This window comes from Sphingopyxis sp. GW821-FHT10B01 (genome assembly GCF_059415685.1).
Window position 1 is genome coordinate 867653 of the sequence record NZ_JBWKNS010000001.1, and the last position, 23692, is coordinate 891344.

General features: G+C 63.0%; 15 protein-coding genes. 5 read left to right on the forward strand and 10 right to left on the reverse strand.

What is annotated here, in order from left to right:
• Positions 1-13: 13 nt before the first annotated feature.
• Genes AC07NV_RS03870 through AC07NV_RS03880 form a run of 3 tightly spaced genes read right to left on the reverse strand, consistent with a single transcriptional unit; the run spans position 14 to position 5636 of the window.
• On the reverse strand, positions 14-1297 hold the full coding sequence (locus AC07NV_RS03870) for an MFS transporter (protein ID WP_495165019.1): 1284 nt from the start codon (positions 1295-1297) through the stop codon (positions 14-16).
• Positions 1294-3456: a heparinase II/III domain-containing protein gene (locus AC07NV_RS03875; protein WP_495165020.1), complete on the reverse strand. Its 2163-nt coding sequence runs from the start codon at positions 3454-3456 to the stop codon at positions 1294-1296. The genes AC07NV_RS03870 and AC07NV_RS03875 overlap by 4 nt, the downstream gene beginning before the upstream one ends.
• Entirely contained in the window at positions 3453-5636 is a 2184-nt protein-coding gene (locus AC07NV_RS03880) for a polysaccharide lyase 6 family protein (protein WP_495165021.1), read from the reverse strand. The genes AC07NV_RS03875 and AC07NV_RS03880 overlap by 4 nt, the downstream gene beginning before the upstream one ends.
• 177 nt (positions 5637-5813) lie before the next feature.
• On the opposite strand from AC07NV_RS03880, the gene AC07NV_RS03885 reads away from it, so the two are divergent.
• Positions 5814-8864: a TonB-dependent receptor gene (locus tag AC07NV_RS03885; protein WP_495165022.1), complete on the forward strand. Its 3051-nt coding sequence runs from the start codon at positions 5814-5816 to the stop codon at positions 8862-8864.
• 202 nt (positions 8865-9066) lie between these two features.
• Here the strand turns inward: AC07NV_RS03885 and AC07NV_RS03890 are convergent, their stop codons facing one another.
• The 4 genes from AC07NV_RS03890 to AC07NV_RS03905 all read right to left on the reverse strand — a co-directional run bounded on the left by AC07NV_RS03890 (position 9067) and on the right by AC07NV_RS03905 (position 14753).
• Positions 9067-11997 (reverse strand): TonB-dependent receptor domain-containing protein, encoded by a 2931-nt coding sequence (locus AC07NV_RS03890; RefSeq protein WP_495165023.1) that lies wholly within the window; start codon positions 11995-11997, stop codon positions 9067-9069.
• A 188-nt stretch (positions 11998-12185) separates the two neighbouring features.
• A complete protein-coding gene (locus tag AC07NV_RS03895) occupies positions 12186-12710 on the reverse strand; it encodes a hypothetical protein (protein WP_495165024.1) in 525 nt (174 codons plus the stop codon).
• Between the two features lie 172 nt (positions 12711-12882).
• Complete coding sequence (locus AC07NV_RS03900) at positions 12883-13701, reverse strand: LytR/AlgR family response regulator transcription factor (RefSeq protein ID WP_495165025.1); 819 nt, start codon at positions 13699-13701, stop codon at positions 12883-12885.
• On the reverse strand, positions 13698-14753 hold the full coding sequence (locus AC07NV_RS03905) for a sensor histidine kinase (protein ID WP_495165026.1): 1056 nt from the start codon (positions 14751-14753) through the stop codon (positions 13698-13700). The genes AC07NV_RS03900 and AC07NV_RS03905 overlap by 4 nt, the downstream gene beginning before the upstream one ends.
• 155 nt (positions 14754-14908) lie before the next feature.
• On the opposite strand from AC07NV_RS03905, the gene AC07NV_RS03910 reads away from it, so the two are divergent.
• The 4 genes from AC07NV_RS03910 to AC07NV_RS03925 all read left to right on the forward strand — a co-directional run bounded on the left by AC07NV_RS03910 (position 14909) and on the right by AC07NV_RS03925 (position 20343).
• Positions 14909-15397 carry a cytochrome P460 family protein gene (locus tag AC07NV_RS03910; protein WP_495165027.1) on the forward strand — a complete coding sequence of 163 codons (489 nt, stop codon included), beginning with the start codon at positions 14909-14911 and terminating at the stop codon, positions 15395-15397.
• Between the two features lie 151 nt (positions 15398-15548).
• Positions 15549-17840 carry a TonB-dependent receptor plug domain-containing protein gene (locus tag AC07NV_RS03915; protein WP_495165028.1) on the forward strand — a complete coding sequence of 764 codons (2292 nt, stop codon included), beginning with the start codon at positions 15549-15551 and terminating at the stop codon, positions 17838-17840.
• The gene (locus tag AC07NV_RS03920) at positions 17840-19357 is read left to right on the forward strand and encodes an alkaline phosphatase D family protein (protein WP_495165029.1); all 1518 of its coding nucleotides are present in this window, start codon (positions 17840-17842) and stop codon (positions 19355-19357) included. The genes AC07NV_RS03915 and AC07NV_RS03920 overlap by 1 nt, the downstream gene beginning before the upstream one ends.
• 47 nt (positions 19358-19404) lie before the next feature.
• Positions 19405-20343: a LysR substrate-binding domain-containing protein gene (locus tag AC07NV_RS03925; protein WP_495165030.1), complete on the forward strand. Its 939-nt coding sequence runs from the start codon at positions 19405-19407 to the stop codon at positions 20341-20343.
• Positions 20344-20438: 95 nt separating this feature from the next.
• Here AC07NV_RS03925 and AC07NV_RS03930 read toward each other — a convergent pair whose 3' ends face one another.
• The 3 genes from AC07NV_RS03930 to AC07NV_RS03940 form a co-directional block, all read right to left on the reverse strand.
• The gene (locus AC07NV_RS03930; protein ID WP_495165031.1) at positions 20439-21149 is read right to left on the reverse strand and encodes an alpha/beta hydrolase; all 711 of its coding nucleotides are present in this window, start codon (positions 21147-21149) and stop codon (positions 20439-20441) included.
• 460 nt (positions 21150-21609) lie between these two features.
• On the reverse strand, positions 21610-22551 hold the full coding sequence (locus AC07NV_RS03935; RefSeq protein ID WP_495165032.1) for a tetratricopeptide repeat protein: 942 nt from the start codon (positions 22549-22551) through the stop codon (positions 21610-21612).
• On the reverse strand, positions 22548-23615 hold the full coding sequence (locus AC07NV_RS03940; RefSeq protein WP_495165033.1) for a dipeptidase: 1068 nt from the start codon (positions 23613-23615) through the stop codon (positions 22548-22550). Before AC07NV_RS03940 ends, AC07NV_RS03935 begins: the two co-directional genes overlap by 4 nt.
• Positions 23616-23692: the final 77 nt, after the last annotated feature.

The window sequence follows — 23692 nt, forward strand, 5'->3', positions numbered from 1 at the left end:
GTGATGCAGTTCCTTATTCTTGGGTGTTGGTGGGTGGGGTGACGACCGGCTCGACGCGTCCGCCGATCAGCCAGAAACAGAGGAAGGAGATCGGCACGATCGCCGCACTCAATGCGAAGATCGGCGCGTAGCTCGTCTTGGTGAGCACCGGGACGAGCCAGGTGGTGATCAGCGTGCCCGCGACCGCGGCGGTGCCACTGATCCCCGCGAGGCTGCCGACCGCGCCGCCGCCGAAATAATCGCTCGGCAGCGTCTGGATATTGCCGATCGCCATCTGGAATCCGAAGAGGATGCACGCGATCAGCAGCACCGCGGACAGCGGCTCGCTGGCCCCGATGGTGAACAGCAGCGCCGGGAGCATGATCGCACAGCCGATCGCGATGGTCAGCGTGCGCGCCTTGTGCACCCCGCCGCCAGCGGTGATGATCCGCCCCGAAAGCCAGCCGCCGAACAGGCTGCCGAACATCGCGCCGACGAAGGGCACCCACGCAAAGAGGCCGATCTGCTTGACGTCGAAGCCGAAGGTTTCGGCGAGATAGATCGGCAGCCACGATACGAAGAGCCACCAGACGGGATCGAGGAAGAAGCGCGACAGGATGACGCCCCAGCTCTGGCGATAGCGCAGCAGCTCGCCGAGCGGCACGCGGCGGCTGTCGTCGCGGCCGGCCTCGGTGCGGCCGGTCAGAATATAGTCGCGCTCTTCTTCGCTGAGCCCCGGATGCTTTTCGGGATCAGCCTTGTAGAACCAGAGCCACGGAACGAGCCAGATGAAGCCGAGCACGCCGATCAAGAGGAAGGTGCCGTGCCAGCCGAACTGGACGAACAGCAGCGCGATCAGCGGCGCCGAGATGATCCCGCCGAGCGACGCTCCGGCGTTGAAGATGCCCTGCGCCAGCGCGCGCTCGCGCGAGGGGAACCACAAGGCGTTCGCCTTTGCCGCGCCGGGCCAGTTGCCTGCCTCGCTGATCCCGAGCGTGGCGCGCAGGAAAAGGAGCAACGGCATCGAGCGCACCAATGCATGCGCGGCGATCGACAGCGACCAGACGACGATCGAAATGGTGAAGCCCATGCGGGTGCCGATTGCGTCGAAGATGCGTCCGAAGATCGACTGGCCAAAGGCGTAGAAGATCATGAAGATCGTCACCAGCAGCGCATAATCTTCCTTGGTGGCACCGATCTCCTTCGACACTTCGGGCCACATCACGGCGAGCGCGTTGCGGTCGATGTAATTGATCACCGTCGCGAGCGCGATCAGCGCGATGACGCACCAGCGGAAGCGGCCCTTGATATTGCTCATTTCTTCGTTCCGGTTCTAGCGATGTCGAGGCGACCGACGGGGCCGGTCCATGCGAAGGTGCGGCCCTCTACGGTGACGCTGTGTTTCGCCCCGGCGATGACATCGTCGGCGACCGCGATGGCGATGCGGCGGCCGTCGACGAGGGTGATCAGGACCAGATCGACGCCCTTGTCCTTGCGATGCTCGAGCGCCGTCACGCGCGCGCTGCTCGCGACCACCGTCTCGGCCGAGGCATCATAGGCGCCGTGCGGTTCGAGCAGGCTGACGAAGGTCGCGTCCGCCGCGCCGTCGACGCGCTGGATCAGGACGGGTTCGCGCCGCAGGTTGAACTCGGGATCGTTCGCGCCGCTTTCGGCGACGATGAAGCGCGCGCCTGCAGACGGCAGCATATGGTAGCTGTAGAAACGGCTACCCTGCATCCACGTCAGCCGCGCCTTGCCGGCCTTCCTCCCTTCGCCGTCGACCCACAGATGCTCATAGCCGTTCGCCTTGCCGAGCACCGGCCGTTCGGCGAGCTTGCGATCGAAGGCGATATCGCTGTCGATGATCTGTCCCGAAAAATGCAGCGGCAGGTCATAGCGATGCCCGCCGCCGCCAGTCCCGTGGAGGATATCGAGCGTGAGGGGATTGGCGAGACCGTCGACCTCGACGAGCAATAGCGCGCGGCGGATCTGGACATCCTTATACGCGCTATCGATTTCGCCGATCGCATAGCGCGTCGGTCCTTCGAGCGACGCCGCGAGCTGGCGCGTCCCCGATTTTTCGCCGGCCTTCCAGTCGCCTGCGAAGTGGCTTTGCTCGTCGACGACAAGGGCATTGTGCGCGATCGTCGCGCTCGCCCAGCTGTCGTTTTCGGGGAGATAGCGCCCGCCGCGTTTCGCCTCGACATTGAGGAAACGCGCCGCGCCATAGTCGGTCACGACCGCACCGGTTTCGTCATAATAGAGCCAGCCGAGCCGGTCGAAATGGCCGTGTCCCATGCCCTGCACGGTATTCTTGGCGACAAGCAATGGGCCGGTCGGATCGGCCTTGGTGCGCAAGAGGACGAGCGCGCCGTCCTTGCCGCCGGGGCCGTCGGACAACAGCCGCGAGCCGAAGGGCCAGGGCTTGGCCTTGCCGGCGGCGAGGTCGGCGGCCATCGCCTGCCCTGCCGGGGTCAGCACCGTGCGCCCCTGCCAATCGGCGATCGACAGGAAAGTCGGGTCCTTGGTCGCGCCATAGGCGATCGCGACCGCGTGATAGAGCTCCTCTGTGCGCAGGCTCTTGTCGGGCATCGCATCGTTGATCGGCAGAAAGTAACCATCGTGCGTCACGTCGATCGCGGTCCGGATCGCCTTGAGGACGATGCCGCCGCGATACTCGAAAATCTTGCGATCGGGGTCGTTCGCCGCGATCGCCGCTGCAAAGACAACGAAAGGCTGCAATGCATAGCGTTGATAATAGGGGCCCTCGGCATAATAGCCATCAGGCGAGAAGAGCAGATCGAGCTGGCGCAGGAAGCCCGCCTTGCCGCTCTTGTCGAGCCCGAGCAGCGCCTTGTCGACGAGGTCGCGGTCGCCGAGCAGATAGCCCGACAGCCCGACACCTGCCGCCGCCCAGGTCGCATGATTGTGGATGCGGTTGATGACCTCGGGCGAGCCGTCCGAAAGGAAGCGCGCCATCGGGCGGATTACTTGATCGTCGATCCGCTTGCGGTCTGCCGCGGAGAGCGCGTCGCGGATCTCCGCATAGCCTTGCACCGCATTCACCAGGAAGACGCTGTCGTTGAGGCTTTGCCAAAAGAGGCGCCCGGGGACCTGATTGGAAGCAGCCGGATGCGGCCCGAGCTTCGGATAGAGATCGGCATAAGCGAGCAGCAGATCGCGGACATGATCGCGGTAACGCCCGTTACCGGTCAGGCGGAAAAGCTGACCGCCCTCGAAAATGACGCGATAATTGCGTTTGTGCTGTTCGTGGGTGAAGCCGCCGCCCGGGTCTTTCGGCACCGGCACATTGATGCCCGCCTTGATCGATGCCTCGACGTCGCGCCGTGCGCGCTCGACCTCGCCCGCAAAAAGTGGCGCATAGGATTGCGGCGACGCCGCAGGCGCGGTTTGTGCGGCGGCCGGGGCGGCGGGCAGCGTGGCGGCAGCGAGCAGGAGTGCAAGGGTGCGGGTCATGGACGCGCCTCCACAACATTGCCCGCAATCTGACCGCGCGGCGGGCCCTTCCAGGCGAGTTCCTCGATCCGCGGCGCGGGGGTTGCGGCAAAGGCGTTCGACGCGATCCGCGTTTCGGGCGCGCCGACCGAATGGATGACGAGGATGCCGTCCGACTTTGCGAAATTATTCTGTGCAATGTTGGCGTGCTGGGCGCCAGAGAGGCGCAGCGACGCGCCATCGCGGCCGCTGTCGGCGACGCTCGATCCGGTCATCGCGAACCACGGACCGAAGGTGCTTTCGTCAGTGCCCTTGCGCAGCAGGTCAGCGACCATCGCGACGCGCGCGAACCGGCTGCCGCTGATCGTCAGCCGTTCCATCGGATACCAGCCCTTCGGCTCCTGTTCGCCGGTCGCGACGACGACGACGCCCATCTCGGCGAAGTCGCTGTTGGTGATCGTCACATCTTCGGCGAAGGTGCCCGGCGCCATGGCGATGCCGTCGAGCCGGTCCTTGCCGGGACCGCGCACCGATACGCCGTCGAGCTTGATCGAATAATTGGGCGCTACACCGGTCGCAGCCGTCAACAGGGCGCCCTCGCCGGACACACCGCTCGCGTCGATAGCCAGATTTTCGAGGTGCAATCCGCCGCCGCCTTCGATGCGCGCAAGGCTCGACGCGACGCGCAGGACAGGTTTGGCGTCCTTCGCGCCAGCAATGGTCAGCCGGTGCCGTACGGAGAGCGGCGTGGCGACGTCATAGGTGCCGGGAGCGAGCGTCAGCGTATCGCCCGCCTTCGCATCGGCGACCGCCTGCGCGAGCGAGGCGCCAGCAATCAATGGCCGCTTGCTGCCGCTGCCGAATGCCGCTTCGGGTGCATCGCCGCGATACCAGTTCGCGCCGACTTCCTCGCGTGTCACGGGCTTGAGGTCGCGCGGCGCGCCGGCCGCCGCGAGCGCGGGATCGACCGGGTAGAGCAGGCCATTTTCGGCGCGTTCGAGCTTGACCTCGCGCTGTTCGACACCTGCGCCCAGCAGCGGCTTCGCGACCTTCGCCTCGACATTACCCGCAAGCGCGATGCCGCCGATCTCACCCTCGGCGCGGAACGGATTCTCGCCCTTCGCACCCACGATCAAATTGCGCTCGAACCTGCTGTCCGTCGGCGCTGCCGACCGTTCGGCATCGGCACCCGCGGCCAGCGTAATGCGCGCGCTGTCGATAATGCTGTTGCCCTCGATCCGCGCGTTGGCGACCTGATGGTAGCGGTTGATCACTGAGTTTGGCACGCCGTTCATGACGCTGATCGCGCTTTTGAACGAGGTGCCCGCGAGCCCCTCGAAATAATTACCGCGCACGATCTGGTCGCGGTTGATCACGCGCACGCCGCCGGTGTCGGGCACGCCCTTGCCGAGGAAGATGTTGCGTTCGACGAGGTTGCCGTTGCCGTGGCGGAGCACAAAGGCACCCTGTGCTTCGAGCACGAGATTTTCGCGGATGATGTTGCCGCCCGACTTGATCGATACGATCTCGACCTCGCCGCTGGTGCGATCGAAGATGTTGCGTTCGATGGTCGTGTTCGATGCCGACAGCGATTCCTCGCTGGTGCCGACACGGATTGTCTCGCCGCCATTCGAGCCCAAGGGTGGGCGCGGGCCGAAATAGTTATGATCAATGTGGTGGCGGTTATCGACCGGATCGCCGGCGCGGCGGATCACCGCGAGCGTGACGCCCGTATTGGTCTTGCCCTCGAAATGCGAATGGTCGACGCGGTTGCCGGTGCCGTAGAGCGCAACCCAGATGTCCTCGGCGCGGCGGTCGGCCTTGCTGTAGCCGTCGATGACGACCTCGGTCACGCGCGTATCAGTCGCGAGCGTTTTGGAATCGCGACGAAAGCTGATCACCTCGTCGGTCGGGCTGGCGCCATTTTTGAAAACAAGCCCTGAAACAAGCAGGTTATGGCCGCCGATACGCAAGTTCGACTGGCCGGTCAGCAGTACCTTGCCCTTGGTCTGCGCGGTCAGTGTGATCGGCTTGGCCGCGCTGCCGCTGCCGGTGAAGACGATCTGAAAATCGCGCCATTCGCCATCGGCAAGGATGATCGTGTCGCCCGGCTGCGCCTTTTTCACCGCTGCTTTATACTGCGCCTGGTCGGCCACCAGCATGTCGCGTGCCAACGCGGGATGCGCCGTCGAGACTAGCATCGCTGCCGTGAAAACCGCCCTTATCTGCACTGCGCCTCACCCTTTTTATGATTCTTGCCCATTGGACTATACAAGAGGTAGGACAATATCAACCCGATAACGGTATACAACATGGGTTGACATATTGGTCTGACAAAGCGAGCTTCTCTCCAAACAAGATCAAACAGGGAGAGTGGGATGATTCGGGGCAGCATCGTTCGCGCATCGGGCGCCGGCAAAATTAACCTTGCGGCGGCGCTGCTCGGCACCACGGCGCTTGCGATGATCGCCAGCCCGGCCTTTGCGCAGGATACCGCTGCGCAAGATAGTGCGACAGCCGCCTCCGAGGAGTCGGGCGATGATGCGATCGTCGTAACGGGCATTCGCAGCTCCCTTGCCACCGCGCTGGGCGAAAAGCGCTCCACCGACAATATCGTCGAGGTCATCCAGGCCGAGGATATCGGCAAGCTGCCCGACCAGAACCTCGCCGAAGTGCTGGAAAATGTCACCGGCGTTCAGATCACACGGCAAGCCGGTGTCGGTAACGCGGTGCAGATCCGCGGTACCGACGCCAACCGCACCGAAATCAATGGGGTTTCGACGGTGGGATCGGGCGCCGGCCGCTCGGGCATCAGCTTCGAGGATCTGCCCGCCGCGCTGATCGCCTCGGTCGAGGTTACCAAGGTTCCGACCGCACAGACGATCGAGGGATCGGTCGGCGGTACGATCAATCTCCGCACGATCCGCCCGCTCGACCTTAAGGAGCCGCTGATCGCTGCGCGCGCGCAGATGGAAAACAGCGACCTGTCGAAATCGACCTTGCCACGCGTGTCCGCCACGCTCGGCAACCGGTGGGACACCGGCATCGGCGAAATCGGCATCGTGCTGAGCGGCAGCTATGCGCGTCAGGACGTGGCCGCGTTCAAACCGCGCGTCGATCGCGACGCACTCGTCCTTCCGGGCTCGGGCCCGAGTGCCAAGGCGTTTCCGTACCTGCGCATCCAGTTCCTCCAGCAGGGGCTCGAGAATTACGAATATGAAACCTACAACGGCACCGCTGCGCTCGAATGGAAACCGAACGACGACCTGAAATTCTATTTCGACGCGACACTGAACAACCAGGAGCGCGGGCAGCAGAGCCACCGGGTCCAGATCTCGGGCACCGCGACGCCGTCGGTCGTCGACGCGATGAACAATAGCGAATTCGAAACGGTCGATTTCGGAAAGCTCGACGGACCCAACGGCCCGATCGATCTCGGCAGTGTACAGGCCGCGGTCGCCGGTACGATCGGCATCGGCGGCACGACCGGAAGCGTGATCGATCCGAACCTCCGGACCTCGAGCGACACCGGCGCGCGCGTCACCAAGAGCCGCGTCTTCGACTTCGGCACCGACTGGCAGGCGACCGACAAGCTGAAGGTCCGCGCCGAAGTGTCGCTGTCGACCTCCAAATCCGATTTCCCGAACTTCTCGACCACGCTCGACTTCATCAACCCCAAGGGCCCCCAGCCGGTGATCGGGCGCAGCATCGACAATGGCGTGCCGATCGAATTCGACCTGCGCGGCGGGACGCTGCAATTTGGCATCGATCAGGCCAGCCCCTTTGCCCCGACGACCGCACAATTGCTCGACCCCGCAAACTACCAGCTGCAACAGGTCACGCAGGGCGCCAACTCGACCGATAATAAGGAGCGGGCGGCGCGGCTCGATTTTTCCTACGACACGACCGACCTCAATCCCTTCGTCACGTCGCTCGACTTCGGCTACCGCTGGAACCGGACGTCGGCGGAAAACAACGAATTTTCGAACAATGTCAGCCTGACCAACACCACGAGCGCGTGGAACCGGCCGTCGGGCGACCTGTTCTCCGACATCCTGATCCCCGGGCCCCGCAATTTCGACGCAGCCGACGGGCGGCGGCTGTCTTTCGCCGACTTCCTGCTGATCGACGGCGGCCTCTCTTTTCGCGATCCGGCAAAGGTTCTGGAATCGCTCAACGCCGCGATCGCGGCGAGCAACGCCGCCCGAACGCAGGGCCCCGCCGTCGCATCGCTTGCCACGCCAACCGAATCCTTCGCGGGCTTCTTCAGCATCAAGGAAACGACGAACGCCGCCTATTTCCAGGCCAATATGGAAGGCGAAATCGCCGGGATGCCGGTACGCGGCAATGCCGGCATCCGCTGGCTGCACACCAAGCTGTCGTCGACCGGCAACAATATCGCGAACGGCACGGTGACGGGGCAAACCGTCGCAAGCAGCTCGTATAATTTCCTGCTGCCGCGCTTCAGCCTGGTCCTCGAGCCAGCCGACAAGCTGCTGGTCCGCGCCGGGATCGCGCGCGATATCCGCCGCCCCAATTTCGATACGCTATCGACGTCCTTTTCCTTCGGCACCGGTGCGAACACGCCTGTCGCGGTGGGCAACCCCGGCCTGGTTCCGGAAGCGGTGTGGTCGTTCGATCTGTCCGGTGAATATTATTTCGCCCCGTCGAGCCTGATCAGCATCGGCTTTTTTCACAAGAGCCGCACGAACCTGTTTGCCCAGCGGCAAGAAGATCCCGCCCCCAATCTGGACGCAAACGGCAATCTCAACGTTTCGATCGATCCGGCCTGCCCGGGCGGCGGCATCTATAATCCGATTGCCAACCGGAACATCAACAACCCTGTCCAGGGCGTCGGCATCTGCGTACCGCGCAGTTCGACGTTCAACGTTCCCGGAACCACGACGCAAACCGGCATCGAAATTGCCTTTCAGCACGATCTTTCCGCATGGGAGGATGTACTCGGATTTGCCTCCGGTTTTGGTTTCATCGGCAACTTCACGTATCAAAAGGCTGGCGGCTCGGCGCGCGAATATCGCGCGGCGGATGGCCCCCGCACCGTCTTTACGCAGCTGGGGCACCCCAACTCCCGGGACCTCATCACGCTAACGAATCTGTCGAAATATTCTTACAATACGACGCTGTTTTACGACAAATACGGGCTCAATGCGCGGCTACGTTACACATGGCGCTCCAGCTATGTATCGACCGATCCGTTTTTCTTCGGACTGCCTCTCATCAACGGCGCCCGCGGACAACTCAATGCCAGCATCAATTACGACATCAACGATCACATCAACATCGGCGTCGAAGGAATCAATCTGCTCCGCGGCGATCAGAACCAGTATTGCGTCAATGACAAGGGGCTATTGTGTTTTCAGGGTTTGACCGATCGTCGGCTGACCGCCGGATTGAGCATAAAATTCTAGGCAAGGCCGCCCTTCGGGGCGAGCTGTTCGAGAAGTTCGGTGTCCGACACCAATTCCGGTGTGCATACGGGTCTTCTGCTCGCCTCAGCGGCGATACCAACGGTTCACTTGATCCTGTAGCTCGCTTCGAACACTTCCGCGGCCGAGGCTCCCCCCAACTGTGGCGGCGACAATGTTTCGCCGCCACAGCCGGGACTACCCCTCAAAAACTCAGCTTGGTGCCAATGAAGAATGATCGGCCAAAGACATCATAGAAACCCGAAATCGTATTTTGCGCCTGCGAACCCGATGTGTTGTCAGGCACGATCGGCGGTTTCCGGTCGAACAGGTTATTGACCCCCATATAGATGTTCGCATCGTCGGTGACGTCAAAGCTTAGCCGCAAATTATGATAGCTGGCGGCGGGTATTTTCGGGAAGCCTTCCAGAAATGGGCTCGCCTTGGTTTTCGGAATATAGCGCATGCTATAGGTCAATCCGAACGGCCCCGATGAATACATGATGTTGCCGGTTGCCTGCCAGCGCAGAAAGCCCTGCGTCGACGTGTCGCCACCCGCATATCCATCCAGCTTCGTCACCTCGCCGGTCGGCTGCGTTTGTTCGGCTTTGTCATAGATCGTCGAAAGGACCTGCAGCATCAACTGGCCGGGTTCGCTGCCGAGTGAAATGCCGGGGTCAAAGCTGTAGCGCGCCTCGACATCGAAACCCTTGACCCTGAACGTGTTGACGTTGAGCAGCTGGTCGTTGATCGCCGTCAGAGCGAAATTGCCGTTCACTTCAGGCCGGAAACCCCTCGTGATGTCGCCGCAGAACTGCCTGTCGGTCGTATCGTAGCACAGATTGACCTTGGCTTGGCGACCGACAGTATTGATGAAGCCATCGATCTTGATATCGAAGCGATCGATCGTCAGCGCGAAACCGGGAAGAAACCGCGGCGTTAGCACCAGGCCATATGTCCACGTGTCGGCCCGTTCGGGCTGGAGATCGGGATTACCGCCGATCGTCCCGCCCACATTCTGCTGCACGCTGAGCGGCGGATCATAGTTGACGGGAACGCCGTCGGCGGTGCAATTCGCGGCGCGCGTCGTGTTGGCGTTGCGGCTGACCGCGCGGCACGGGTCGTTGACCGCACCAAATGTCTGGCCCAGCCCGGTCAATTCGCCAGGCGTGGGCGCGCGGACCGCGCGCGCGCGAATGCCGCGGAAACGGATTCCGTCGAACGGCTCCCATGTCCCGCCCACTTTCCATGTGCGATAGCTGCTGCCGTTGTCCGGATCGGAGATGCGGTAAGCCCCCTCGAGTTCCAGATTCTGAAAAAATCTTGTGTCGCGGAGCAGCGGAACGATCAGCTCCGCATAAGCCTCTTTGGTCTTGGTTTTGACGAATTCATTGTCACCGATCTGGTTGCTGGTCGTGGTGCCCAGATTGATTCCTTCGTCGGCATCCTGGAATCCGGAGAAGCTCCGGTAATCGACGCCCAGGGCGATGCTGACAGGCCCGGCAGGCAGGCTGAACGGCGAACCCGACACAAAGGCGTTGAAATCGTGCAGCGTGCTGATGCCGCTTTGGCCGACCGAGACCGTGAGATAGTCGATCTGATCCTGCGAATAGGGGGCGAACGGGTTGACGGGAACGCAGCCCTGTGCCCGTGCACCCGGGTCGATACAACGAAAACGTCCCGGATTGGCGGGGTCGGCTTCGACGCGAAGGCCATAATAGAGCCGATCGGTACCCACCACGCCGTTGGTGCGGCTGTTGAGTTCGGTGCGGCCATAGACATAGGACGCCTCCCACTTCCAGTCGCCGGCGCCCAGATCGAAATCGCCCTTCAACCCCGCCACGAGACGCACGGTGTTGCGTTCGTTGGTCGCGCCGCGCTTGCCGAATTCGGAGAAACGCTGGCCCCAATCGATGCCGCCGGCGATCTGCCCGGCCGTCAGGCGCGCGCGTTGCTCGGGTGTCGTCGCGGCAAGAAAGAAAGGATTGTCGACCGGGATCGTCACCCGTACGCCGGGCACCCCGGGCCGTCCGCCAAACAGGTTCGTGCTGCTTTGGAACGGAATCGCTTCGATCGGTCCGTCTGTCGATGATCGGCCATAGTTGAATTCGGCGAATGCCGAGATCGCATCGCTGATCGGATATTCGGCCTCTGCGGCGAACAGCAGACGCTTCGTCGGGATGGCGAGCGTCCGTTCCGGATTCCGGTTAAAGCCATTGCGGGCGATATTGAACGTCTCGAGCTGGCCCGATTGCAGATTCCGCGTCAGCTGCAGCGCGGTCGCGCCGGCACCGAGGAAAAAATTTCCGCCAAGCGAAACCGAAGACAGTGGCGGCACCCCGGTGATCCCCGTTCCGGGCGCGAAGACGGGCCCTTCCGCCGGGTTGTTATAACGAATGTCGGATTTGCAGATATAGGCATCGGCGCAGCTGACCAGGCCTTCATAGGCATATTGCGCGGTGAGCAGCATGTGACCACCGTCCCCCAGGTCGCTACCGAACATCAGATAGGCGTTGGAATTCTTGTTATAGCCGCGTTCGGCGATCCCGTAGCTCGCGCCGACCTGAAAGCCGCGAAATTTGCTTTTGGTGATGATGTTGACGACGCCGGCGACGGCATCGGCGCCGTAGACGGCCGAAGCCCCGCCGGTAATGACCTCGATCCGCTCGATATTGGCGGTGGGCAGCGTGTTGAAGTCCACGGCGGGCAGCAGCGGGGTTCCACCCGGAACGCGGCGGCCATTGATCAGGACGACGCTGCGGATGGCGGCGAGATTGCGCAGGTTCGTGTTGTTCAGGCCCGAGGCCGCCGAACCCGAGAAGGACGAGCTGGTACGGCCGACGCCAAAGGCCGGCGCGAACTGTGGCATCGACGTCACGATGTCGGCGATATTTTCAAAACCCTGCCGGGTTAGCATCTCGTCGCCGAGTACCAGCGTGGGCGTGCTGTTCTCCAGATTGGGCCGGGCAATGCGCGAGCCGGTTACGACGATTTCGTCGGCGGGACCTGCGGTAGCCTCATCGCTCGCTGCCGACAGCGGGGTGTCTTGTGCGAACGCAGGCATGGCCAGCCCCGCCGCGAGAGCAAAAACAGCAACGCCGCTGGCGCGGGACAGCTCACGAACAGCATATTTCACCGGTATTCTCCCCTGTTTTTTCAAACCGGCGCGCTTGTTGGCGCGCTCCATAGGCTCGGTAGATTGACTCGATCGGCGACGTTCAAGGCGACTGCGGGCGAAAGGCGGCGTGAATCCGGCCAACGTCGCCTGCGGCGGCTCAACGTCGATTCCGGCGGTGCGAACGTCGCCTCTCGAATTTGATCCAGTCAGGCTGGCGAGCGACGCGCCTGCGGCGCGGCCGCGGCGGTCAGGGCGATCGGTATCCCGACGCAACAGATGTGCAGGAACACCGCCGTCGCGACGTCTGAAGCACCGGTTTGCGGGAAAGCGGCCGGCCAGCGAAGCGGCAAAACGATCCAGTACATCACAAAATAGACGATCAGGCCGTAAGCTGCCCCGGCAATGATCGGCCTTTGCAGCCGCGTGGTCCGGCGCGTCGCCGGAACAGTGGGCACGCCGTGCACGTTGCGGCCGCGTAGGATGCCGGGGACGGCCTGAACCGTGACCATGAACACTGCAACCTCGACGAGCATGATGGCGTAGTGGACCGCGAGGCCAAGCACGGCGACCCCCACGCCAGCCCCCACCATATGGTCGCCAAACGGCCCCGCCGCGACGCTTTGCAACACGGTGACCGGTCCCATACCGCTCGAACGCCCGAACGCGATCGCTCCCAGAATATCCAGCGTTCCAGCAATGGCTGTGCCCAATATCAGCGCCCTTTCATTCATATCACCCTCCTCCGCGATAGTTGTGGCAAAGGGGGACCCCCTTGCCATCGCCGGCCTTCACCGTCGCGATGAGACGGAGGAAGAGGGTTTCGGGTGAACGTTTTGAAAAGGTAACCGTACGTAACTCGCGAGACCGATTGGCATAAGCGCCAGTGCCGCAAGGCGGCGCGCGTCAACCGTCCTTCTTGGTCAAGATCGCTTGCGGTCGTTCGCCCAATATATGCCGCAACTGACGCAAATATATGCGACCGGCGGGCACAAGCGCCCCGCTGTTCAGAAGAACCGAGTTGCGCCCGAGCGGGGTGCGGCGCAGTTCGACGATCGTATCGATCCGGACCAGTGCGCGCCGATGCACCCTGACAAACCGATGCGGGTCGATTTGCCGCTCCAGCCCCGTGATCGATAGCCGCAGCAAATGGCTCCCCGCCGACGTGTGGAGTCGGATATAGTCATCTTCGCTGCTCACCCAGTCGATTGCGTCGAGCGATATCCTGCTGAGTGAGCCCGTCGACCCGCGGACCCATAATTCGGTTTTGCAATCCGACGGCTCCTGCTCGGCGAGCCGGGCGCGAAGATTGTCGACGACGCTCTGCATCTCGTCGAAGCGCTCGCGCGCATTGTCCGACGCAAGCCGGTCGCGCGCGCGGGCCAAAGCATTTTCAAGCCGCTTTGCTTCAATCGGCTTCAATACATAATCGACAGCCGCAGCCTCGAAGGCGCGAATGGCAAAATGATCGAAGGCCGTGACAAAAATGATGGCCGGTCGTTCTTCAGGGTCGAGCGCGTCCAGCAAATCGAAACCGCTGCCGTCGCGCATCCGGATGTCAAGCAGCACCACGTCAGGCCGTACGCGCGCTATCAATGACCGCCCTTCTACACAGCCATCGGCGCTGCCGACATGAACGACACCGCCAAGCCGCGCGAGGATCAGCTCCAGCCTCCGCACCGCCAGCGGCTCGTCATCGATGATCGCAACCGCCAACCCGGTCATGGGATCGCCACCAGCGGCATGTGCAATTCGACACGGTAGCCGCCCTCGCCTAGCACCCCCGCGTGCATCGCCTGACGATCGCCGAAATGCTCGGTCAGGCGATCCTGAACGTTGCGCAGGCCGACGCCGCCGCCGGGGGGGGCCGGCATCCGGTCGTTGATCTTCCCGAAATTACTGATCGAGACGGCAAGCATATTCCCTTCTTGCCGGGCCGCGATCTCGATACGCGTGGGCGGTGACGACCGCGACACCCCGTGCTTGATCGCGTTTTCGACCAGCGGCTGCAGCAACAGCGCAGGCACGCCGACGTTCATCAGCTCGAGCGGAAGATCGACGTGAATTTCCAGATCGGGATAGCGCGTCTTCTCGATCGAAAGGTAACTCAATTGCAGATCGACTTCATCAGCCAGCGAAATGTCGCTGGTCGGGTCGGTCGACAAAGTGCGGCGAAAGATCGCCGACAGCGCCACCAGCAATCGTTCCGCCTCCGCGCTTCGGCTGTCGAGAATGAGCGAGGAAACCGAATTGAGGCTGTTGAACAGGAAGTGCGGATTGATCTGGCTATGGAGGGCGCTCATCTTCGCGGTATGTGCCAGGCTCCTGAGTTCGGACGACCTCCGCTCCTCCCGCTTCACGTCTTCGCTATATTCGATACCGATATAAAGCCCCGCCCAGGCCAGGAAGAACCACGTCCACATTGCCAGGATGACCATCGCCTCCTTCCAGTCGATGCCTACGATTGTCATCGACGAGTGGTTCAGCCAGGCGGCGGCGAAGAAGGTCAGCCATGCATGTGTTTCGGCCGCGAAAGGCGCCACCGCGCCAAGCGTCACGGCTCTGAATCGAAAGGACCGATTGGATAACCGGCCGATGAGGAGGTGCATGCCAAAACATAATGCGATCCCGAACGTGAAGGTAGCGAGCCGGACGCCGGCGGCCTTGACGACATGGGGATTGCCCGAGAGTGCATCGGCAAATGTGAAAATCGCGAAATTGGCGCCCCACATTGCGGCGGTCAGGATGATCTTGGCACGCCGCTCCTGCGGCGACACCTCGCGGCGGCTGGTGCTGACGGCGTCTATATAGAGTGCACCGCCGCTACGTTCGACTGGTTGTTCCATCGTCAAATGTTCGCAGACCGCTGCGCCGCTGTCGACCGACGTTCACCCGCTTTTCGGGAACGTTCAGCCGCAGCGGAGTCATATTCTTGCTCGAGCCACGCCATCGCAGGCGCATGAGAAGCCTCAAATTCATCACCCTGGCCAGCATCGCGGCCGTTTTGATTGGCGCCAGCCATGACAGCGAAGTCGCCTATCCCGAGGGTTTCCGCCGTTGGACCCATGTGTCGAGCGCCTATATCGGCGAAGGACATCCGGCCTTCCCGCGCTATGGCGGCATCCATCACATTCACGCGAACAAGCTGGCGATGGAAGGATATCGCACGGGCACCTTCCCCGTCGGATCGGTGCTCACCTTCGACGTCCACGACGTAAAAATCGGGATGGGCACGATAGACCCAACGACGCGCAAACTGCTCGACGTCATGGAGAAGCGGCGCGATGGCTGGCGATTCATCGAGTTCGACGGTGACAGCAAAACGAAGATCGCCGTTACGGGCGCTCAAGCCGTCAACGCCTGCGCTGTGTGTCACACAGCTGCACCGCGAGATCACGTCTTCAGCACGCTGCAGGACTGACGCGGACGAACTTTTCCGACAACCGCATCGGACATCACGACATTCTCTTTAAAGCGTTGCCGCGTACGCAACAACTGTTGCCGATAGAGCGATACCGACCCCAGTTCGATCGAAGCTAGAGGCCCCCGGACCGAAGCATCCGGGGGTAATTATGATTCGTATATTGCTGCTGACCACTGCCGCATTTTCCGCGTTTGCAGCGCACGGCCAGGAAACAGGCCCGGAGGTATCGAGCGGTGACGATATCGTGGTGACGGGCACGCGTACCGAAGGACGCGCTGCGCTGGAATCCTCGGCGCCGATCGATATCGTCACTGGCGAGGAGATACTCGACAGCGGCTTTCCGGATATCGGGCGCGCCCTCAACTTCCTCGAGCCCGGGGTGAATTTCGCGCGTGCTGCAACCACGGCGAGCGCCGCGAACACGCGGCCCGTCACGCTGCGCGGCCTTTCGCCCGACCAGACGCTGGTGCTGGTCAATGGCAAGCGCTGGCATGCCAACGCCGTGCTCAACGTCAACAACAGCATCGGCCGCGGGTCGGCGGGCGTCGATCTCGACACGATCCCGCAAAGCGCCATCCAGCGGATCGAAGTGCTCCGCGACGGCGCGGCAGCACAATATGGTTCCGACGCGATCGCCGGCGTCGTCAACATCATCCTCAAATCCAACGCATCGGGCGGTTATGGCGAACTGCTTGCCGGCATCACGGAAGAAGGCGACGGCGCGAACGCAATGGCCACGGCCAGCGCCGGATTCCGCGTGGGCAACGGCGGCCATCTAACGCTGACCGTCCTCGCGCGCGGGCAGGAGGCGACCAACCGCGCCTTCGTCGATCGGCGCTTCAACCGCGTGACCTATCGCATCGGTGACCCTGAGGCGAGCGTCGCCAATTTTGCCTTCGATGCCGGCTTGCCGCTCGGCACGGCCGAGCTTTATGCCTTCGGCGCGGTCACCCGGAAGATTTCGAACAATGCGGCAGGGTTTCGCGTGCCGGGCTTTTCGCCGCTCTACCCCGACGGCTTTCTGCCGATCATCGAGCCGCGTATCCAGGATGTCGGCGGGACCGTTGGTGTGCGGACCGAGTTCGGCCGGCTGCGCGCCGATGTGAGCTATGGCTATGGCGAGAATCAGGCGGACTTTCGCGTCTATGATACGGCCAATGTCTCGCTGGGGCGGGCAAGCCCGACGACTTTTGACTCGGGCGGCGTGACCTATGCCCAGCATGTCGGCGACCTCGCCTTGTCACTCCCCCTCGACGGCGTGCTCGCGGGCGGCAATATCGCGGGGGGCGGACAGTACCGGCGCGAAAGCTACAGCATCCGCAGCGGCGAGCCGCAGGCCTACTTCGGCCTAGGCGCCGACGGCTTCGCGGGTTTCAATCCGCGCAATCCAACCGACGCCCGCCGCGACGCCTATGCCGCCTATTTCGACGCCGAATTGCGGCCGGTCGCGGCGCTGCTGCTGGGCGGGGCGGTGCGCTATGACCATTATGACGATTTCGGCGGCAAAGCCACGTGGCGCGCGACGGCGCGGCTCGACGCCGCCGAAGGCGTCGCGCTGCGCGGCACTCTCGGCACCGGGTTCAAGGCACCGTCGCTCCAGCAGCAATATTTCAGCGCGGTGCAGGGCGCGACGAGCCAAGGCCAGCTTGTGACCGTCGGTACGCTGCCCGTTTCCGATCCGGTGGCGCGCGCGCTGGGCGCCGGCGACCTCAAACCCGAACGCTCGCGCAACGCCACCGTCGGCGTCGTGTTCGGACCCTTCGACGGCTTCTCCTTCACCGCCGACTGGTTTCGCATCCGCATTCGCGACCGGATCGCACTCAGCGAGCAACTCGGCGGCGCGGCGGTGCAAGCGGTACTGAAACAGGCCGGAATCACCGGTTTTCAGCAGGTGCGCTTCTTCACCAATGCGGTCGACACCACCACCCAGGGGGTCGAAGTGACCGCGCGCTGGCAGGGCGATCTTGGCCCCGAAACGCACGCATCGGTCCAACTCGGCTATGGCTGGTTCAACTCGAGACTCGACACGCTGCGCGCAAATCCGGCGCTGCCGTCGCTGCCGCTGCTCAGCACCAAATCCATCCTGTTCCTCACCGAGGCGCAGCCGCGCAACAAATTCACCGTACAGGCGAGCCTCGAGCATGGGCCATTTGACCTGCGCGCCAATATCGCCGCCTTCGGCACCTATACGTCGGCGCCGCTGACCGGGGTGCAGACCTTTGGCGGCAAGGAGACGGTGGACCTTGCCGCGGGCTATACGCTTGCGGACGGCATCCGCATCGTGCTCGGCGTGCAGAATATGTTCGATGCCCACTCCGACAAGATCGATGGACAAGAACTGGTCATCGGCGCGACGGGCGGCAGCTTCCCGACCGGCGAAGAAACGCCGATCGGGCTCAACGGGCGCGCCTATTATGCACGCTTGACGGCGCGTTTCTGATGCTCGGGCGGCGACAGTTGCTGCAGCGCGCGGCGGCGCTCGCCGCGACACAGTTCCTCGTTGGCCCGCTGCATGCGCGCCCCGCGGCAAGTCGCGCGCGTACCGTGGTTGACCCATTTGCGCTGGGCGTCGCGTCGGGCGAACCCGCGGCGGACGGCTTCGTGCTCTGGACACGGATCGCGGGCCTCAGCGAAGACCGGCTGGTCGGCTACGAGATCGCCGAAGATGAAGGCTTTCGCCGCATCGCCCGCCGGGGAAATGCCCTTGCCCCGCTGGCGCGCGGCGGGGCTGTGCACCTCGAAGCACGCGGGCTGAAGGCCGGCCGCCGCTATTATTATCGCTTCCATTTCGCCGGCGCCGTCAGCCGGACCGGAACGGTCGCAACCATCGCCGCAACGCCCGCGCGACTGCGGCTGGCGCTCACTTCGTGCCAGCATTGGGAACATGGCTGGTTCACCGCCTATCGCGACATGATCGCGAACGACGTCGAGGCCGTGCTGCAGTTCGGCGATTATATCTATGAACGCCCCTTCGGTCGCGGACCGAATGTGCGCAGCTTTGGCGCACCCGATCCGCAGACGCTCGATGAATATCGCGCACGTCATGCCCTTTACCGCAGCGACCCCGATCTTGCCGCAGCGCATGCAGCGATGCCGTTCCTGGTAAGCTGGGACGATCATGAGGTCGAGAACGACTATTTTGCCGAACGGGCCGGCTACAGCGGCGACCCGCAAGCTTTCGTCCGCCGCCGCGCCGCCGCCTATCGCGCCTATTTCGAACATATGCCGCTCCGCCCCTCGGTGCTCCATCCCGATGGCGAGGTGCGGCTTTATCGCAGCATCAATTGGGGCGACCTAGCTGCGCTGCACATTCTCGACACGCGCCAATATCGCACGCCAAGCGCCTGCGTCGCGGAGGATGAGGCAGCGGACGGCCCGATTGCCCGATGCGCGCATGCCGACAACGACGGCGGATCGATGCTCGGGCCTGCGCAGGAGGCATGGTTCGGACGGGCGGCCGCGGTGCGGCCGGCCCGCTGGTCGCTGGTGACCCAGCAGACCCTGTTTTCGCGGCTGGTGCTGCCCGCCGGCCCCGATTCGCTCTATTCGCAGTTCTGGGACGGCTATGCCGCATCGCGCACGCGGCTGCTCGACGCGCTGGATACTGCGGAAACGCGCAATGCGGTCATCCTCGGCGGCGACGTGCATTCCTTTTGGCTCAACGATGTGAAGCGCGACTTTGCGCGGACCGATGGCGCGACGGTCGCCACCGAAATCGTCACCAGCTGCCTCGCGTCGCACGGCGGACCCGAGGCCTTGTTCGGACCCGCGCCGGCGCTAAACCCACATGTGCGGTTCCGCGACAATGCGAACGCCGGCTATGTCCTGCTCGACATTCAAAGCGATCGCATCGAAGGCAGCCTGCGGGCCGTTTCCAGTCTCGCAGACCCGCGGGCCACATGCCAGGCATTGCGCAGCTTCGCGATCGAAGATCGCCGCCCCGGTGCGTTGATTTAGCGCATTCCTCCACATCGCACGGGCTTCGTAGCCTGTGTCGCATAAATGTGACACTCGCCGCCTATGGCGATGCCATGCTTCGCAAGGCACCCCCGCTCGAGTCCATCGAGATATTCGTTGCCGCCGCGCAAGGCGAAAGCCTGCGCGCGGTGGGGCGCCGGCTCGCGCTCAGCCCGTCGGCGGTCAGCCGGCGGGTCGGCGCGCTCGAGCAATTCCTCGGGACCCGGCTGTTCGACCGCGCCGACCAGTCACTGACCCTGAACGCCGTCGGCGCGCGCTATCTCGAGGATGTGGCGCCGGCGATCCGGAGCATCCAGAACGCGACCGAGGCGATCCGTTTCGGCGAGAATCGCTCACTGCGCGTCGCCACCTCACACAGCCTCGCGGGTTGGCTTCTCCCACGCCTTCCAACGCTTCAGGCCCAAGCGGGAGTATCCGTCGAGATCACAGCCACCCGCGACGTTCAAGCGCTCGCCTGCGGCGAGGTCGATCTTGCCATCTGGGGCGATCTCAAGGTGCCGTCCGGAATTGAAACGACCCATCTGCTGACCCCGGAGGCGATACCTGTCGCGTCTCCCCGTCTCGCCGACGGGCGTACCGCACCGCGTATCGAAGCCGAACTGTCCCGTTACCCCCTTGTCTCGGTCCGCAAACCGGTCGGCCTTTGGGAACGATGGTTCGCCATGGCGGGGCTCGAGGCAAGCGCACTGAGCCTGCGGAGCTTCGACACGCTGCAACTTGCCTATGAGGCCGCAGCCGCTGGAGGCGGGATCACGCTGGCGGTTCCGTTGGTGTCGAACAGCTTCCTTGCCGGCGGCAGGCTGACGGCCTGCACGCGCCGCGCCTTTACGCTTGGTGCACGCTATCAGTTATACCGTTCGACCGAACGCCGGCGACACCCCCAGGGCGACCCCTTCAAGGCCTGGCTCCGCGAGCAAATCGACAGCTCTGTCGCGGAGTTTCGAGACATGTTGCACGCTCAATAGCGATACGGGGCTCGCCTGCATCCGGGACCGGCTGCCTCGGCTCAAATTGGCCGGTTCCGGCCGGGCAATTTTCGGGATTCTATACAGAGAAGCTGTCACGACGAATGCCCGAAGGCGTCCGCCACAAAATCCCGGCCAAGCTGCAGGCCAACAGGATCGACGCTATGCGCGACCCCATAGGATATGTGCGTGGTGACCTCGACGCCCAGCCGTTTGAGCTCGCTCTCTGCCCTATGCAGCGCCGCGACCGGAACCACCGGATCAGCCGTTCCGTGCACCAACAGCACCGGCGGCTTCGAGACGTCATCGAGCGCAAGGCCGGCCGATCCGGTGATCATCCCCGAATAGCCCACCACGGCGGCCACCGCGCGCGGTCGGCGCAGACCGATGTGAAGCGCCATCATCGTGCCCTGGCTAAAGCCGACCAGCGCCAGGTCTGCCTCGGTCAGTCCATATTGATTTAGCTTGCGATCGATAAAGGCGTCGATCGCGGGAGCTGCCGACGCCGCGCCCGCGGTCAGCGCCGACGGCGCAAATCCTGACAGTCCCCACCATTGATAACCGGCCCCCATCATGGCGCAACGCTGCGGCGCGTGCGGCGCAAGGAACAGCGTATCTGGAAGCGCATCCTGCCATTGGGGCGCGAGCGATATCATGTCCGTACCACTCGAACCGTAGCCGTGAAGCAGCAAGACGATCTTCCTGGGCGGTGCTCCGGAGCGCGGCTTCAGGCTGGCGCCATTGACAATTTTGGACAACGATATTTCTCTCATGGTTGTTGAAGGCCGCTTGTCCCCGGCCGCCATTCTGGCTGGAATGGCAAAGTTCGGGCAACGGCATAGGTAGAAACGCCGACGATAGTTTTCCACCCAACGGGGAATTGAAGTCCACTATGAGGCACCGAGCCCCCACAAGAACGTGGCCGCAGAGCCCAATCAAGTTCATTGCTAACAGCGGGCCACCGAGAGCTTGTATCGGCCCATATGGGCAAGGCTCACCCCACGAAGCCCTTGGATTTTTTGGTGACTGCGTGGTGATTACTTATCGCCCGGACAGATTTCGACATCAAGATATTTGTATTTATTTTCAATATTCTAGACAATTTCGGCATAAGTTCTGCTATTTCCGCTACCGGCGAACGGACGCAGAATCAGCGAAAAAGATCGGACCATGCCGATTGGATAGGGTCATATATCCGCATCACCGGCTGAGAGCCCTTGCCTGAGATTACGGCCTTCGTGCGGCGGAAGCTGCCCGGCGGCGGACTCAATAACCCTTGCGGTTGGGCTGCGCCAGTTCGGCTTCCGAAGGCCAATGTCCCTGCGGGTTTTCGGCGACGATTTCGGTCAATAAGGCCTTCGCGCCTTTCTCGTCGCCGGCAAAGCGGCGCTCCATCGCAATCGCGAACTTGATCGTGCTGTCGCGCGTATCCTTGAACCCGGCCGGATCGAGCCGGCCCTGCATGATCTGGACCGCCTGATAATAGGTGAAGTTCTCGATCAGCTTCAACCCGGGCTCGATGGCGTCGATCGCGGCGCGCGCCTTGTCGTGCTGCCCCATCTTGCGATAGGCGAGATAGGTCCAGTAGGCCGTCGGCACGCGCATGTCGTCGCGCGCGAAATCGGCCGAAAGCTCGAGCGATTTCGCCATGCCGCTGACCATCGTCGGATAATCGCCGGTCGCGAAGCTGGTCTGCGCGTGATAATAGACGATGTTGCCGCGATAGGTACTGATCGTAAGCCCAATCGGATTGGGCATGCCGTCGGGTTCGAAGCTGTCGGGCGTGTCGCCCATCAGCGCCAGCGCCTTTTCATAATCGGCGAGCGCTTCCTTGAACCGGCGCGCGCGCGTCAGATCGCGCGCGCGAAAGCGGTAGAGTTTATAGCTGTCCGGAAACAACTTCAGCCCGGCACTGAAAGCATCGACTGCGTCGCAGATCCGGCCCGCATAATCGAGGCGGCGGCCATACCAGATGTGCATATCCTCGCGGTCGGGCGCGATCTGCAGCGCGGCCGCGGCGATCGCGATATCCTCGTCGAGCATCTTTTGCGTCTTCGCCGAAAATTTGGGGACCGTCAGCGCGGTACCGATCAGGCTGGTGGCGCAATTTCCCGCGTCGGCGCCAGGGACAGCCGCCGACGCGGGGGCTGCCATCAGCAGCAAGGCAAGAGCGAGGCCGGAACAGCCGGCAGCGGTGCGCGGGCTCATCCGATCACCTCCTGATAGATGCGGCGGACATTGGTCCCCATGATCTTTTCGACGGTGCTCGCCGGATAACCGAGCTTGCGCACGCCATCCCATACCACCTCCATGCGGCGCGGACCGTTGAGTTCGTTGATGAACAGCGGCCAGTCGGGTTCGTGGAAATTGGCGCCCTCTTCGGCCTTCAGTTCGGCGATATAGGCGTCGGTCATCTCGACGACGCGGTGGTCGCGGTCGCTGCCGATCGCGACATGGTCGGCGCCCATCACTTTGACCGCATGGTCGATATGACGGAAATATTCAGGCAGTGCGTCGCTGCCGCGCTTGGTCGTCAGGAACGGCCGCATCTGGCAAATCCCCGCAACCCCGCCCTTGTCGGCGAGCAGCCGCAGATTCGCGTCGGTCGTGTTCCGGATATTGCTGTGCACCGCCATGCACGCGGTGTGCGAGACGATGACCGGCATCTTCGACGCCGCAATCGTGTCGGCCATCGTCTGCATGTTCGCATGCGACAGGTCGATCAGCATCCCGCGCGCGTTCATCCGCCCCACCAGCTCACGCCCGAAATGGGTGAGCCCGTTCGCGCCAAGCTCCTTGCACCCCGCACCGGCCCAATTCTGGTCGTTATAGGTGATCTGTGCCGACCGCACGCCCAGCTTGTGGAACAGGTCGACATTGTCGAGATCGCGGCCGAACTGAGTGCTGTTCTGAAACAGGTAGAAGAGCGCAATCTGGCCGTTCTTGCGCGCGATATCGATGTCGCTCGTGCGCGTCGCTTTCAGGAACAGGCCGGGATGCGCCGCGATATGCGCGTCATGATCGAGAACGGCCTGCACCGCCTCCTCATAAGCCTGCCCCTCATAGCTCTTGGGATCGCAGAGCGTTACCGTGATCGCATCGAGGCCGCTTGAGCGCATCTGCCCGATCAGCGCGGCATCATATTCGAAGCGGACCTCGCCCATCGCATCGAACGTGAGGGGGCGCGTCGTCGCCCGCGCAGCAACGCCCGGCGCAAAAGCGACAGCGGCCGAAACAGCCGCCCCTGACAGGATGAATTTCCGTCTATCCATAGCCACGCCCTCTCCAGTTTTTCTATTGGAAAGAAATTAGCTTATAGGAAAATTATTGCAAGCCTGTAGATTGAGGG

Excerpts from the sequence above, each read along its gene's own strand:
- AC07NV_RS03875 (WP_495165020.1), bottom strand. The coding sequence starts at position 3,456 with ATGACCCGCACCCTTGCACTCCTGCTCGCTGCCGCCACGCTGCCCGCC.
- AC07NV_RS03920 (WP_495165029.1), top strand. The coding sequence starts at position 17,840 with ATGCTCGGGCGGCGACAGTTGCTGCAGCGCGCGGCGGCGCTCGCCGCG.
- AC07NV_RS03870 (WP_495165019.1), bottom strand. The coding sequence starts at position 1,297 with ATGAGCAATATCAAGGGCCGCTTCCGCTGGTGCGTCATCGCGCTGATC.
- AC07NV_RS03885 (WP_495165022.1), top strand. The coding sequence starts at position 5,814 with ATGATTCGGGGCAGCATCGTTCGCGCATCGGGCGCCGGCAAAATTAAC.
- AC07NV_RS03930 (WP_495165031.1), bottom strand. The coding sequence starts at position 21,149 with ATGGCGGCCGGGGACAAGCGGCCTTCAACAACCATGAGAGAAATATCG.
- AC07NV_RS03915 (WP_495165028.1), top strand. The coding sequence starts at position 15,549 with ATGATTCGTATATTGCTGCTGACCACTGCCGCATTTTCCGCGTTTGCA.
- AC07NV_RS03935 (WP_495165032.1), bottom strand. The coding sequence starts at position 22,551 with ATGAGCCCGCGCACCGCTGCCGGCTGTTCCGGCCTCGCTCTTGCCTTG.
- AC07NV_RS03880 (WP_495165021.1), bottom strand. The coding sequence starts at position 5,636 with ATGCTAGTCTCGACGGCGCATCCCGCGTTGGCACGCGACATGCTGGTG.
- AC07NV_RS03900 (WP_495165025.1), bottom strand. The coding sequence starts at position 13,701 with ATGACCGGGTTGGCGGTTGCGATCATCGATGACGAGCCGCTGGCGGTG.
- AC07NV_RS03895 (WP_495165024.1), bottom strand. The coding sequence starts at position 12,710 with ATGAATGAAAGGGCGCTGATATTGGGCACAGCCATTGCTGGAACGCTG.
- AC07NV_RS03940 (WP_495165033.1), bottom strand. The coding sequence starts at position 23,615 with ATGGATAGACGGAAATTCATCCTGTCAGGGGCGGCTGTTTCGGCCGCT.